The 14,051-nt window shown below is 56.4% G+C and carries 12 protein-coding genes and 1 pseudogene; 4 read left to right on the forward strand and 9 right to left on the reverse strand.

What is annotated here, in order from left to right:
• Positions 1–38 precede the first annotated feature (38 nt).
• The 4 genes from PSR62_RS22285 to PSR62_RS22300 form a co-directional block, all read right to left on the reverse strand.
• Entirely contained in the window at positions 39–1,517 is a 1,479-nt protein-coding gene (locus PSR62_RS22285; RefSeq protein WP_274405174.1) for an ankyrin repeat domain-containing protein, read from the reverse strand.
• An 8-nt stretch (positions 1,518–1,525) separates the two neighbouring features.
• Complete coding sequence (locus tag PSR62_RS22290; RefSeq protein ID WP_274405175.1) at positions 1,526–2,866, reverse strand: DUF1552 domain-containing protein; 1,341 nt, start codon at positions 2,864–2,866, stop codon at positions 1,526–1,528.
• Between the two features lie 35 nt (positions 2,867–2,901).
• Positions 2,902–6,606, reverse strand: coding sequence for a DUF1592 domain-containing protein (locus PSR62_RS22295; RefSeq protein ID WP_274405176.1), 3,705 nt, complete (start codon positions 6,604–6,606; stop codon positions 2,902–2,904).
• Positions 6,607–7,159: 553 nt separating this feature from the next.
• On the reverse strand, positions 7,160–7,342 hold the full coding sequence (locus PSR62_RS22300; RefSeq protein ID WP_274405177.1) for a hypothetical protein: 183 nt from the start codon (positions 7,340–7,342) through the stop codon (positions 7,160–7,162).
• A gap of 225 nt (positions 7,343–7,567) precedes the next feature.
• Between PSR62_RS22300 and PSR62_RS22305 the strand changes: the two genes are divergently transcribed.
• Positions 7,568–8,047, forward strand: a complete 480-nt coding sequence (locus PSR62_RS22305; protein ID WP_274405178.1) for a hypothetical protein — start codon at positions 7,568–7,570, stop codon at positions 8,045–8,047.
• 486 nt (positions 8,048–8,533) lie between these two features.
• On the opposite strand, the gene PSR62_RS22310 is transcribed toward PSR62_RS22305, so the two are convergent.
• Together PSR62_RS22310 and PSR62_RS22315 are read right to left on the reverse strand one after the other, a co-directional pair.
• Positions 8,534–9,190: a 3-keto-disaccharide hydrolase gene (locus PSR62_RS22310; protein ID WP_274405179.1), complete on the reverse strand. Its 657-nt coding sequence runs from the start codon at positions 9,188–9,190 to the stop codon at positions 8,534–8,536.
• Between the two features lie 441 nt (positions 9,191–9,631).
• Positions 9,632–9,799 (reverse strand): hypothetical protein, encoded by a 168-nt coding sequence (locus PSR62_RS22315; protein ID WP_160164410.1) that lies wholly within the window; start codon positions 9,797–9,799, stop codon positions 9,632–9,634.
• A gap of 253 nt (positions 9,800–10,052) precedes the next feature.
• Here PSR62_RS22315 and PSR62_RS22320 point away from each other — a divergent pair, with 253 nt between their 5' ends.
• Together PSR62_RS22320 and PSR62_RS22325 are read left to right on the forward strand one after the other, a co-directional pair.
• Positions 10,053–10,646 (forward strand): exopolysaccharide biosynthesis protein, encoded by a 594-nt coding sequence (locus tag PSR62_RS22320; protein WP_274405180.1) that lies wholly within the window; start codon positions 10,053–10,055, stop codon positions 10,644–10,646.
• A gap of 54 nt (positions 10,647–10,700) precedes the next feature.
• Positions 10,701–10,946 carry a YciI family protein gene (locus tag PSR62_RS22325; protein WP_274405181.1) on the forward strand — a complete coding sequence of 82 codons (246 nt, stop codon included), beginning with the start codon at positions 10,701–10,703 and terminating at the stop codon, positions 10,944–10,946.
• A gap of 130 nt (positions 10,947–11,076) precedes the next feature.
• On the opposite strand, the gene PSR62_RS22330 is transcribed toward PSR62_RS22325, so the two are convergent.
• From PSR62_RS22330 to PSR62_RS22340, 3 genes and pseudogenes are all read right to left on the reverse strand, one after another.
• On the reverse strand, positions 11,077–11,394 hold the full coding sequence (locus PSR62_RS22330; protein WP_274405182.1) for a hypothetical protein: 318 nt from the start codon (positions 11,392–11,394) through the stop codon (positions 11,077–11,079).
• 53 nt (positions 11,395–11,447) lie between these two features.
• Positions 11,448–11,564, reverse strand: a pseudogene (locus PSR62_RS22335) (sigma factor-like helix-turn-helix DNA-binding protein); the annotation flags it as partial.
• 94 nt (positions 11,565–11,658) lie between these two features.
• The gene (locus PSR62_RS22340) at positions 11,659–11,901 is read right to left on the reverse strand and encodes a hypothetical protein (RefSeq protein WP_274405183.1); all 243 of its coding nucleotides are present in this window, start codon (positions 11,899–11,901) and stop codon (positions 11,659–11,661) included.
• A gap of 239 nt (positions 11,902–12,140) precedes the next feature.
• Here PSR62_RS22340 and PSR62_RS22345 point away from each other — a divergent pair, with 239 nt between their 5' ends.
• Positions 12,141–14,036 carry an alpha-amylase family glycosyl hydrolase gene (locus PSR62_RS22345; RefSeq protein ID WP_274405184.1) on the forward strand — a complete coding sequence of 632 codons (1,896 nt, stop codon included), beginning with the start codon at positions 12,141–12,143 and terminating at the stop codon, positions 14,034–14,036.
• Positions 14,037–14,051 lie beyond the last annotated feature (15 nt).

A 14,051-nucleotide genomic window follows, 5' to 3' on the forward strand; every position in this document is an offset into this window, starting at 1 on the left:
AATCGAGAACTCGATGATCCTGACTTAAAAGCTAGAAGCTAGAAGCTAGAACCTTCGATCGCTTCTTTCAAAGCTTCGATTGTCGGCGGTGACGGTTTGACGCTGCCGGGACGTTTGCCACCGGCGATATCCAGCGGTGTCCAACCACGTTTGTTCTTGTGGTTCCAAATTTCTGGATCTGCACCGACCAAGGTCAGCTTTCGAACCGCGGTAGGAAACGTTCGCAACGCGGCACCGTGCATGGCTGTTTCTCGGTTCCGATCCACGACGTTGGGGTCGATTCCTAGATCAACCAACATCTCAATCGCGCGGTCCACTTCTTCGGGCGTGCCCGGTTCTTCGCCAACCGCGATCACCCCAACGCCTGCTGCTGCCATCAGCGCGGTGGTCCCGTCGTCATTGGGGATGGTGGGGTCGGATCCGAGTTCCAGCAACAGAGTCATCAGTTCAATGTCAGCACCGCGAGAGGCCAAGAAGAACGGCGTGGCGCCTTTGGGGTTGAGGCGTTGGCCGCGTGACTTACCGGTGTTCAGTTGCAGATTCAGGTCGGCCCCCATTTCCACCATTTGGCGGACAAAGTCCAAACTGTGAATGGATCCCGTGATGCGCGGTGCAGGGTCGCCTTCCGGGTTGTCACCCAATTCCGTTTTGCGAACCCAGGTGATCGCGTGCAAAGGAGCGTAGCCGCTGCGTTGGTCGTTTGGATCGGCACCGCGACGGACCAAATCGCAAGCCAACTGAAGGTGTCCGCTTTCAATCGCGAACATCATCGCCGACATTCCGGACCGCGCGTTTCGGCCGCCGCTGCGTTTGGGTTTCGCCACCGTGTTGACGTCCAGCCCCGCATCGAGCAAACGCATCACCACCGCCGATTGGCCGTGTCGAGCCGCGAACATGAGCGCAGACAGCCCGGACTGTTGCAGTGTCGTGTCAACGTTGCATCCCGCATCGATCAAGGAGTCGACGGCATCCAGGTTGCCGGCCGCGGATGCCCACATCAGTGCGGTTTGCCCGCGGGCTTCTTTGTCTTCCATGTCGGCGCCGGCTTTGATCAGCGAACGGACAACGTTCGCGTTGCCTTGTCGCGCAGCCAACATCAACGGCGATTCGCCGCCGCGTCGGGCCGCGTTCGCATCGGCGCCGGCGTCCAACAAGGCTCGGACCGCTCTGAGATTGCCATACTCGCACGCCAAACTCAGGGGTGTGACCTGGTACAGCGTTTCGGCATCCACCTCCGCCCCGGCAGTGACCAAGGCCGTGATCGTGCGGGAATGATTGTGGTAGGCCGCCCAGTGCAAAGCGGTCATTCCGTCGGGCTGAGACGCGTCAACGTTCACCCGATCGCCAGCCAGCGATTCCCGAACCAAATCCCAACGTTGCTGTTCCGCCGCGGAAACCCACGCATGATCGGATGCCGATGGAGCGACGCCACGCTCATCGGTCGAATTTCGATCGGATGGCTCAGCCGCGACAACGCAAAGACAAGCCAGTAGCGAGCCAACAACCGCCATGAACATTCTCAACTTCACAGTGTCACCGGATCAAAGAGGTCGTCGACCGTTCCGGTGCTGTCCGCGAACGATTCCAACGGCACACCGACTTTGTTGAGCAACGTCAGGTGAAGGTTCGACAATGGCTCAGGGGCTTTGAACCGAAGGTGGCGATTGCCACGCATGTTTTCGGCAGCACCACCAGCCACCAAGATTGGCAGATTGCTGTGGTCGTGAGCGTCCGGATCGCCCATGCCGCTGCCGTACATGTAGAGCGAATGATCGAGCAATGTCCCGTCGCCTTCGGGGACTTCATTCATCCGCTTCAAGAAGTCCGCAAACAGCGAAACATGGAACTGGTTGATCTTGGCGACCTTGGCCAGTTTTTCCGGATCGCGACCGTGGTGCGTCACGGGGTGGTGAGGATCAGGAACACCGATCTCGGGATACGTTCGCGTGCTGGCTTCGCGAGCCAACTGGAATGAAACGACGCGCGTGATATCGCCTTGGAAGGCGAGCAACTGCAGATCAAACATCAGCTTCGCGTGATCGGCGTAAGCGGTGGGGACACCAACCGGACGATCCAGGTCGGGCAGCGGATTTTCATGGCTGTTTTGTTCCGCCAATTGAATCCGGCGTTCGACTTCGCGGATGCTTTCCAGATAACCATCGATCTTGTTGCGATCCGAGGCACCCACGCGATTCTTGATCCGCTTGATTTCCAAGTTGATCGAATCCAGCAGGCTGGCTCGTTTCTGCATCGCGGCTCGACGTTGTTCCGGCGTCCCGCCTTCCCCAAACAAGCTTTCAAACACAATTCGCGGATGAGCTTCGGATGGCAAGGGCTGCGTCGGAGAAGCCCAGGACAAACTGTTCTGGTAAACACACGCGTAACCGTTGTCGCACTGCCCGACCGTGGACAACAGGTCCATCGACAGTTCCAACGAAGGCAACTGAGTGGTCGCACCGATCTTTCGAGCCGCGACTTGATCGACCGTCGTGCCGTTGTAGTAATCGCTGCTCTCGGTTCGCTTGGCTCGAGCGGCACTCAAAAACGCTGAGTTCGATGTCGCGTGTGAACCGGGGTAAGCGTTTTGCAAATCGGTGTTGGAAATCACGGTCAAGTGATCCTTGACCTCTTCCAACGGTGACAAGCTGGACGGCAATTCGTCGAGCGTTTCGCCATCGGGTGTCCACTCAGCCGGGTTGTAACCCATCGGAATGTAGATGTATCCAATTCGTTTCAACCGGCTCGGGGCGGCCGCGGTCGCCGCGGATGCGGTCATGGCCGGAATCATCGCGTCCAGCAATGGCAATGCGACGGAGGCACCGGTGCCGCGAAGCAAGGTTCGGCGAGAGAGATGGGATCGTTTCATCGTGCTTCCAGTTTAGAAGTGGGCAGCGTGACGGATCATCGGGATGTTTGCGTGTTGTTCGATTCAGACAAGGTTTCTCGGTACCGAAACGGCTCGCTCAGAACGATGCCATTGATCAGAGAAGCCAGCGTGTAGTTGGACTGCGAGGCATCACGAACGATGCGGCGAATTGCCGGTCCGTCGTATGGCTCGACGGCTCGTCCGAGTGCGTAGGTCATCAGTTTCTCAGCAACGGTTTGAGCAAAGATGTCCGGTCGAGCCACGATGCCGGATTCCAGTTCATCGATCGATTGCAACTCAGTGCCATCGGGGAGTTGCCCCGACGAATCGACATCCAGCGTGCCTTCAAATTGTCGCCAACGTCCGACCGCGTCAAAGTTTTCGAGAGCGAAGCCAAGCGGATCGATCAAGTCATGGCAACTCGCACAAGTCGGATTGGCTCGGTGCATCGCCAGCCGTTCTCGAACCGTCATCGCCGCGAGCGTGTCTTTCTCTTTCAAATTGGGGACGTTCGGCGGTGGTGGAGGAGCCGGTGTTCCAAAGATGTTTTCCATCACCCAGTTGCCGCGAATGGTCGGCGACGTTCGAGTGGCGTACGAGGTGACCATCAGAATGCTGCCGTGCCGCAAGATGCCGCCCCGGTGCGACTCGGGCGAAACTTTAACGCGACGGAAATGGCTGCCGGTGACGCCTCGGATCCCGTAGTGCGTGGCCAAACGTTCGTTCAAAAAGGTGTCTTGCGAGGCGATCAAATCCGTGACGCTTCGATCGTTCGTCAAAACATCCTGAAACAACAACTGAGTTTCGCGTTGAAAGGATTGGCGAAGGTTGTCGTCGAAGTCGGGGAACAATCGCAGGTCGGGCGTGATCGAATCCAGGTTGCGCAATTGCAACCACTGCGAGGCGAAGTTTGTGACGAGTGAATTTGCACGCGGATCGTCTAGCATTCGTGCGACTTGCCCGGCCAGCACGTCATCGTTTCGCAATTGCTTGGCGTCGGCGAGGTCCAACAATTCTTCGTCGGGCAAACTGCTCCACAAGAACGATCCCAATCGGGACGCCAGTTCATGGTCATTGACCGCAACGACATTTGTTTCTGGTGACGCAACGGCATTTGGATCAACGGATTCAATCCGGAACAGGAAATTTGGATTGACGAGCAACGCGGTGAGAGCGGACTCGATGCCCTCGTCAAAGTTGCCGGATGAGAAACCGTCAACAAAGAAATTCATCAGCAAATCGAGTTCGTCGTCAGTGACTGAGCGACGGTACGCTCGTCGAGCCAAACGCGTGAGGATCGTTTGAGCGTCGTCCCGGTTCGCGTTTTCGCCCGACCAGTGCTCGCCGAAGATTGCTTGGCGACTGGTTGTGTTGCCGGGGCCTTCCGGAGCGAACGGCCCCACGATGGACACCTGATAGATCGCCGGCGTCAATCGCGGATGCCGGTGCCGATTGAAGTTGGCATCGAATGGCTGTCGTTTGCCCTCTGTCAGCGACGAGAAAGTCTTTGGGAAAGTGACGCCAATCGAATGCCGACCGGCATCGAAGTGCAAACGCTGTTTCAGATGGGAATCCGAATGCGTGTAGTCGGGACCGCCGTACTTGCCGGTCTTCTTTGGTGGAAACACCTTGAACTGGTGCACTGGAGCACGATCGACCAGCACGTCAATTTCGTGTTCGCGGTGCAAACCCTCGACTTGTTCGTCTCGGTCGCGAGTCAATTTCAATTCGATTTCGTACTCACCCGTTTGCGGGAAGTGCTGATCGAACAAAACGCCGCCGCGGGTTCCAAATGGCAAGCCTTCCACATGCTTTTCTTGCGAACGGTCGGCTGGTAGGCGAATCGTCACTCCCGCGGGACCGTTCCCCAAACCTCCGACGGCCACGCGAGCGATCTTTTGTGCGGCCGACACGTAACGGTTCAGGTGCGTCGGCGAGAGTTCCTCGACGGTGATGTTGTCAAACCCGTGACTGGACTCATCCTTGGGAAGGTAGTCCGATGCATCGATGGTCACCGCCAACAAATCACGGATCGCGTTTTGATATTCCACGCGAGTCATCCGCCGCATCGCACCCACTCGGCCGGGTCGTGGGAACTGCTGGGCGTGATGGTCGAGAACAGAAACCAACGCGGCTGTTACTCGAGAGTAGGTCGCTTCATCGGGTTGACCGTAATCGGGCGGCGGCATCTGACGCGTGTTGACTCGTCGCAGGATCTTTTCCCACTCGGCTGTCGCGAAGTCAGGTTGTGCGAACTGATCGGCATCGAAATCAAACGCCTGCAAATCCAACCCTGCTTCGGCGTCGCTTCCCGTGTGACAATCGAGACATTGACCGGAAACGAATTTGCGAATCGCGGAAAGATCGTCTGAAACGACTTGGTTCGCTTGCGACGCGGGTGGTTGAACGGGATCGTTCCCGGCCTCGGCAGTTCCGGCAGTGCTGACCTGAGTCGTCAGCCACTCGCTAGGCAATGTCTCGGTGGATGCGACTTCACCGCGTAACAACAGAGCCGCTCGGCCGACGATCTTGAGATAGTGATCGCTGGGCAAGCCTTCGTAGGTCACGAATTTTGCGTCGCGTCCTTGTGGTGGATCGTTGGTGCACTTGAAGATGGCGGTGGCTTCATCGACTTCGTCAAACATTGCGACGTACAGCATCTCTGCCCCGGCCTTCTTCGCCGCGATGATTTGCGACCAAAGGAATTGGCCTTTCAGTCGCGGGATGTCATCCAGGGGTGCTTCTCCGTTGCGAAGATTGAACCAGCTGAAACCGGGGAAGACGACGGGCAAGTAACCTTGTCCGTTGGCACCGCACTCTTGTTGATCAGGTTGCCAAGTTTGCTCGCCGTGTCGTTGGGCTTGCTCTGGATTGCGATAGCGTCCGGGCGTCCATGGGCTGATCACATCCGCCATTTCAAAGATTGATCGAACCGCCGGATCGGTCACGCAGTCTCGGTTGAGTTCTCGCCAGCCGGTCGGGACCCCCAGCATGATGCTGCAACCGGCTCGATTCAGTTGGGCGATCAGCGTTTTGCAATCATCCAGCGTGTAAGCACCGGGCTGGTGCCGTTCGGCGAACCCGACACCCCAAATCGCGACGAGGGGCATGCCGTTGTGATGCAGGTAAGCGTCGCTGCTGGTGATCGCTTCTTCGTTGACCAGACGAGTCCAGTCTTGTTGAACGACGTCGAGTTCTCCTTCTCGAAGCCCCGACAAGTCATACATCACCGCGAAGGCCCGCCCGTTCTCTTCGGAGCCGCGACGACAGTGATTCAAAATCGCGGTTCGATTCGCGAGACTGGCGGGAGATCTCAGCGAAGTTGCGAAGCGTTGGACAAAGGCACCATCGATTCCGTACTCACGCATCCATTGAAAGTGACGGCGAACGGATTGTTCGTTGGCGCTGCTGAACACTTCCGCGACGCTGCCGTCGGAATGCCGGAACTTGGTGGCAAAGCGTTCTTCCGGTGAGTACTCCGACATGTCCGGCCAAAGGTCGACCGTGACATTGCCTGGACCAAGTGGTTTTCTCGAGTTGCGTCCCCAATGTCGCCAACCAAGTCCGGCGTCGTCTCCCTCGCAGTTGAACCAGCCTTGGTAGCCGCACATCACCTTGCCGGTCAGCGTGCTGCAATCGACTCGTTCGGTAGGCAGGGACTGAACGTTCGAATCATCACCGATCGCGGATCCACAGAACCCGAATATCAACGCGGCGACAACAGCGGGTACAAGACGCAACAAGGAAGTTCTCTGGGAAAAGATCCAAACGGACGGGACGAGAACGGGAATGGCCGGGGAGTTGCCGGATGCATTCTGCTCGCCGGTTTTCGGGCAAGCGAGTGACCGCTGTCACGACCAAAAGTTCGCGGTCCATCGTACTCGATCAGCGAGCCCAACGCACCCGGAAAGGGGCGGCATTGCCCCTTGTTCTAGCTTCTCGGAGCTCCGTTTTCCTTTGCGAGCGACTGCTTCGATCGCCCCACGCCTGGTTTTGTCGGATGCGGAGGAGGTTGGCAGCAGTCTTTCGGCATCGGAACCGTTTTTGAAAACCTCACGCTTCCGTCGGAAAACCGGGACGAAGGTTGGACCGCGAAAACTGGACGGGTCACACAGACAATGCGGCGTTGGTATTGGTTCTGTCCCACGTCCAATGGGCTGGCCCTTACGGAGAGCACTCAAAGAACACTAGGACCGCCCCTTTGGGGCTTTGCAATCTTGGTCCCGCCGTAACCCAGGGCGTTGCCCTGGGCTTTCATAGGTCTGCCCCTTTGGGGCGAATGTTCAGCGAAAGCTAATGGATGCCAAACGCATCCGACCAGGAGCTCATTGATCCTGCGACATGCACATCGACTCCCGATTCGGTGACCTCGACCGCGCCAAAGATATCGACGGCTTGTCCTTCCTGTTCGACATGCAGGCTGATCCGGTTGCCTGAGTCAAACGGTGGCACCGCATTTAGAGCATCCAGGTCCAAGTCAAAACCTTCGCCGCCATCTATTCGCGAGATTGCAGAGCCTCCATCGAGAGCACGCGTTCGCGACTTCGGTTCTTCTTCCCGCGGCGATTCTTTTTGTTCACGGATCCGAGAAGTCTTCCCCGCCTGCGGTGACGGCCTTCTAAACTGGGGGGCACGCGACTCAAGCTCTGCGCTGCAATCGACTGAACTCGTTCGTCTTTGTCACAAACGGATTGAATTGCCATGCCTCGGTACAGACATCTGTTTTTCCCGATCGCCTTCGTGTGCTTTCTGCTAGGCTGCGAGCGAGTTCCGCCAGCTCCGCCGGTGGATATCTCTGAATACGAAGCTCAGTACTATCTCTGGCGTGGCAGCGCCGAACAGCAGTTGGATGAGCTCAGCTCTTGGATTTGGGGAGACAACGAGCTGAGGGTAGAACTAGGTAAGCAAACCGACGAACGCTATGTTCGATTTTTACACACCCAGATTCAGCAAGACATGCATTGTGCTGCACTGCTTGCGAAGACGCAGCTTGGATCCGATGAGCTTCGTGAGGCAGTGAACCAATCGAGCTCACCCGTTCAAACTCAAGTGCTCTGGGTCAAATGGTTCGCCGAACGCGACCCGGATGGAGTCTCGCATCCGATCCCAAGGTCGCCAACCGACCGCTTGATCATCTCGAGGATCGATGAAGGCCGGAGGAGATACCAAGGAAACAGGTAAACGGATTTGATTCGGCAACCAAACGTGTCACCGGAAAACTCCATGACCTCCTTCGGCGAGAGGGATGACAGGTTGTGTTTTCGGTGCTGTTCAGGAAGAAATGTTGCATCTGCTCTCAGACTGCCGATCGCAAAGATTGGTTGGCACAGTCGAACGCTCAGCGGTTCAAGTCATCATCGGCTCCCGCTTGCCGGCTTTCGAATCAACGACAGCGGTTCACGGCGGGGACCGCCGTTCTAAGCAGGTCGGTAGGAATGATCGGGCAGAACCTCACGTAGGCGAGTCTCTCTGAGACTCGCAAATGACAGCGTCTCGAAGAGACGCCGCTACGTGATCAAGCCCAATGACTCCCGCTCACGTGCTTGCAGGTTGTCGAGCGTCCGAACCTGTAGCTCGGTGGTCCCCCACAGAGTCCAGCCTGAATTCACTGCGAATGGCCAACGCTGTTTCTAAAAATCGTTATGGCGAGCCAGCGTGGTTGAACGATTAGTCGTCCAGTGGCATGACTTCCGATTTTCGGATGTGCACGATGCTGCCTGGGTCGTGCTGCTGGAATGCGAAGTGGCCGGGACCGTAGGTCTTTTCGAAATCCATGTATTCGTACAGCTCGTTCCCATCGACCGTGATCTTGATGCGAGTCATGTCGCGACCGCGCCAGTTGTCGTCTTTGACTTCGATCTCGTAGGTGAACCAGGTGTCGGGTTTGACCAGTTCGGGGTAAACGTGGCAGAAACCGTACAGCGAACCGGTGCGGATCGGGTCGGTGTGGGTGCTGTCGACCTGGGCTTCATAGCCGTCCATGAATCCGGGTTTGCGTGTCGTGCGGAAGTAAACGCCCGAGTTGCCACCGTCGTTGATTTTGACTTCCGCGCGGTAGCGGAAATTCTTGTACGGGCCCGAGGTGTTGACCAACATCGAAACACCGCCGGTGCCTTTGATCACACCATCGACCACTTCCCACTTGCTGTCGTCTCGCCCAACTTTCTCCCAACCTTCCAGCGATTCACCGTCGAACAAAGTCGTCCACTTGGCCGACTCGTCGCCTTTCGCGTTGTCTTCAGCGGAAGCGTTGGGGCCAACAAGTGCAACGCACAGTGCGAGGGCGATCCCCATTGGAAAGCGAAGCGAATGAAAGATGCTCATGGTGTTGTTTCTCTATTTCTGAAGGCTGGGGAAGACAGGTGCCTGAGACGCATTGTCGAACACGTCGGTGTCGAATGATTAAAACTACCACCGTTGCACTTGTCCATAGACAGATCGGCGGGCGAGAAGAAGACGATCGAGATTCACGCATGAAAGCGGGTTGCTTGGCGTTCTCAAGGGTTCCTTCACAGAACCCGGGCGAACGCCCAAACGGATCACATGAATGTTCGCGATCCTTCCTGGCCGCCAACTTCGTGACGTTTGTTGGATTTTTTGTCAGCCGCATCCGCCTGCTGACTTCTGGGAAGACGCGAGCGGCGGCTTTCAACAGGCACGCAGGTGTCATCGGGTTTGTGAGCCGCCTGGCGTTAGCCACGGTTCCCGCACTCAACCGGGCCGAACGCCCAAATGGCTCACGGGATTCAACCCAATCATTCTAGCTTAGCTGTTGGCCGGCGGTTCCGTGACTTTTTCCAGAGGTTTGCCGCAGCAACGGAATTCAGGTTCGCAACCCTCGCAGTCACAACCCTTGGTCACGTGAATTTCCATTTGGCAGTTCACGCATCGATACATGTCGCCCACTTGGGGCGCGTCTTTCGAAACTGGCATGGGAGGTCTCCTTGGTGAAAGAGTTTCGACCCTGATCATTTCGCGACCAGGTTTCGACAAGCAGCACCAGCGATCCGCGTGCCAATCAGATGCTCAGGAGGACCGCATCGTGATCAATCGGCATCGCGATCTTGCCCAACTCGAAAGGGGCAGAAAGCGTGTGCATAGCAAAAGGAATCTTGGTTCACCGTTTGCACGGTGTGGATGTTTTCAAATGCCCTTTCACATTTCGATTGCTTTCAAAGGATTGGAGATGAGTACCGATCACAACGCCCCCATCGAACAGATCATCCATCAAATCGATGAAGTCGCCGAGAACAACGAACGAGTGAAGTTTGGCCAGGTGATGGACGCTGTTGGACGAAAATCGTTCGCGTCGTTGCTGCTGATCGTGGGCGCGATCATGGTGGTGCCCGGTCCTGCTGATATTCCGGGCGTCCCGGTGTTGTTGGGTTTGCTGGTGGTCACCTTGTGCGGCCAAATGCTGGCCAATTCGGACCATGTTTGGATCCCGAGTTGGATGGAACGTTGGGAGATCGGTCAAAGCAAAGTTCAGAAAATGTTGGACTGGTTGCGGAAACCTGCCGCTTGGATTGACAGCATGACGGCTCAGCGATGGACTTGGATGATGAATCACGCGACGATCAGCACGCTGTCGGTGGCGGCGATTTTGGTGGCGATGAGCACACCTGTTTTGGAATTCATCCCGTTCAGCGCCAACTTAGCCGGAGGAGCCATCTTTGCGTTCGCGTTGTCGATCCTGGCCCGCGATGGTTTGCTGGCGGGAGTCGCCGTTTGCATCGCTGTGGCCACGTTTGGCTTGGTCGGATACCAGCTTCTCGGATAGACCACGCATGCCGGACTGCCATGTGAAGGCGTCAGAAAGTTCAGAACGGGCAAAATGCCCAACGAAAAACTGCTGACCGAGATGGGGAACTTCAACGAGAAGTCGGTCGAGGCCGGGATCATGAAAGCCGGTGAAGGCTTGAAGCCAACCAGCCAAGGGGTTCGCGTTCACTTTCAGGGAGCGGAACGGACGGTGACTGACGGACCGTTCGCTGAGCGAAACGATCGATTGGGTGCGTCGCTGCCCCAATCCGATGATCAACGAAGCGTGGAAGATCAAAGATCACGCTATGTTGGATGAGCCGTCCTATGGCGCAGAGTCCTGCATTTGAAAATTTATGCCCGCGTTCAAAAATCCATGAACGGGTGAACGTGACGCACCGAACCCGCGTTGCAATCGTCTGAATGATTGCCTTTGCTTGTCCCCTCTTTCAAGATTGAGTCTGTTTCTGTTTGCCAAACCACAATCCGAGCACCAATGGCTCGAGCAAGTTCTCGGCGAATGGAATTTCGACCATGACTGCAAAAATGCCGGATGGATCCAATTCGACTACCCACGGAAAAATGTCCTGCCGATCGTTGGGAGGCATGTGGGTGATCTGCAAGACGAAAACGGTCAGTGGATCGAATTCATGAGTGGCAAACACACTCGTTGCTAGCGGGCGGTTGATTGAATGAGTCGGAACGCGTTCGTTGACGGTTCGTTGCGGGGAACCGTGGAACAACTCGGCCGCTAATTCTTGATTCACGTCGCGGACATTGATCAAGCAATCTCGGTCGCGGCGAAGATCCCCTGAGCAAGACGAGTCTTGGCTTTGCCGCGGACGATCCGTTGAGCCAGAGTGGACGGGGCCACCAGAAACGCTCGGGCGATTTCATCCGTTGTCATCCCGCAGACTTCTCGCAGTGTCAGTGAGACAAAGCGCCAAGCACAATCCAAATGCGTGTCACAACGCGAGATCGCCAGCCAGTTCGAAACCTCATCGATGCAGTCTGCTCCGAAAAAGCTCGGACTACGGGTTGGTCTCCACCGCGTCGCGATCGATGCTGGCGTCGATGTTTTCGGCAGCCCGATCGATTGCTTTGGCAGCTCCATCGGCGGCTTCCCGTGAGGTTTCGACCAACGAGGATGTGTCCTGACGAACTTTGTCCGTGTCGACACGCACGGTTGGATCGCCATCGTCCGAAGTGAATCGCAACCAACCAACGACCGCCATCAGCAGGACGATAGCGACGACAAAGATGAGAGCACGCATGGGTTTTCTTGGAGTTGAAAGGAAACGGTCGCCACCCGTTTTTGTGACTTTTCTGGGACCACCTCAACCTGAAGAACAATATGGGTGATGGCCAAGGGAGGGGCGAGGGAGACGGAACGCAATTGGTGTGCCGTAGGTTCAGTGCTTTGGATGAAATCTCGTTGAAGGGTTCGCGGTCGGCACAGAAATTGCCTTGTCGACGGAGGCTCAGCAGAGCATGGTCTTGGTTGCGTTTTGCGATGATTGATTCGCTGCACCAACAAACCAGCTTGCAAGTTGCGATCGTCATCGAAGGACGTGAAATGAATGGAACCTCGGTTTTGTCGAGTAGTGATTTGAACCAAGAACAGATTCTGAACGCGGAGGCTTCCAAACAAGGAATGGGAGCCATCGTTCACGAGAAGGGCGTTGCCTTTCGGGTCTGGGCCCCAAACGCAGACCGTGTTTCGGTCGTGGGAACGTTCAACGACTGGGACGAGGAATCCAATCCGTTGCAGCGAGAAGAACACGGCACTTGGTACGCCGACATTGCGAAAGCCAAACCCGGCGACGAATACCAGTACCAGATCATCAACGGGGACCAGTCATTCAATCGCATCGACCCGTACGCCCGGGAAGTCACCAATTCGATCGGCAACGCGGTCGTCTACGCAGACACATTTGATTGGAAGCATCCGGCCTTTGATCGACCGGCTCAGAACGAGTTGGTGATCTACGAGATGCATATCGGAACGTTTCATCGAGACGATCCCGATCAACCGGGAACGTTCTCTGATGCAGTGGCGAAGTTCAAGCATCTCAAAGAACTCGGTATCAACGCGATTCAGATCATGCCTGTCGCCGAATTTGCTGGTGATTTGTCATGGGGTTACAACCCCGCTCACATCTTTGCAGTCGAACAGGCTTATGGTGGTCCGGACGCGTTGAAAGCGTTCGTCGACGCGGCACATCAAGCCGGCTTTGCGGTGATCATCGACGTCGTTTACAACCACTTTGGCCCCAGCGACTTGGATTTGTGGCAGTTCGATGGGTGGAGCGAAAACGACAAGGGTGGCATCTACTTCTATCAAGACCATCGTTCCAGCACGCCTTGGGGTGACACCCGACCAGACTATGGTCGCGGCGAAGTTCGCCAGTTCATTCACGACAACGCGATGATGTGGATGCGAGAATTCCACGCCGATGGATTGCGGTATGACATGACCGCTTACATTCGCACGGTCTCAGGGATTGGCAACGATGACATTGCCGAAGGCTGGGGTTTGATGCAGTGGATCAATCGTGATTTGCGAAAGGAGTTCCCAGGGTGCTACTTGATCGCGGAAGACCTGCAAACCAACAACTGGTTGACCAAAACCGAGGACCAAGGCGGCGCAGGCTTCACAACGCAGTGGGACGCGGCCTTTGTCCATCCGATCAGATCGGCAGTGCAAGAAATCGATGATGCTCATCGAGACATGTGGGCGGTGCGAGACGCGTTGTGCCATCGATACAACGGGGACGCTTTTCAGCGAGTGATCTACAGCGAGTCGCATGATGAAGTTGCCAACGGAAAATCACGTGTTCCGAGTGAGATCGACGCCAGTGATCCAGAGAGTCGTTTCGCCAAGAAGCGAACGGTCCTGGCTGCGGCATTGGCGCTCACGGCCCCTGGCATCCCGATGCTGTTCCAGGGACAAGAGATGTTGGAAGACGACTGGTTCGAGGACACCGATCCACTGGAGTGGGAACGGACTCGCCGGCTCAGAGGAATCAAACGCCTTTTTCGCGACCTGATTCACCTGCGTTTGAACGAAGACGGCACGTCGCGAGGATTGACGGGCCAGCACATCTTGATGCATCACGTCAACGAAAATGACAAAGTGGTGGCGTTCGTGCGGCGTGCCGAGGATCCTCAGGACGACGTTTTGGTGCTGGCAAACTTTGCCAACCGTTCTTGGGATCAATACGAAATCGGTTTTCCCGATTCGGGCGATTGGCAATTGAAGCTCAACACCGATTGGTCTGGCTACGATCAGGACTTCGACGATCATCCGGTCGAACATGTCGATGCGACGGACCAGCCCTACGATGGTTTGCCAGCTCGTGCCGAAGTGTCGTTTGGCGCTTACGCGGTTCTGATCTACACCCGCTGAGCCCCGCAGGGCGAT

Source organism: Rhodopirellula sp. P2, assembly GCF_028768465.1.
Classification (GTDB): Bacteria; Planctomycetota; Planctomycetia; order Pirellulales; family Pirellulaceae; genus Rhodopirellula.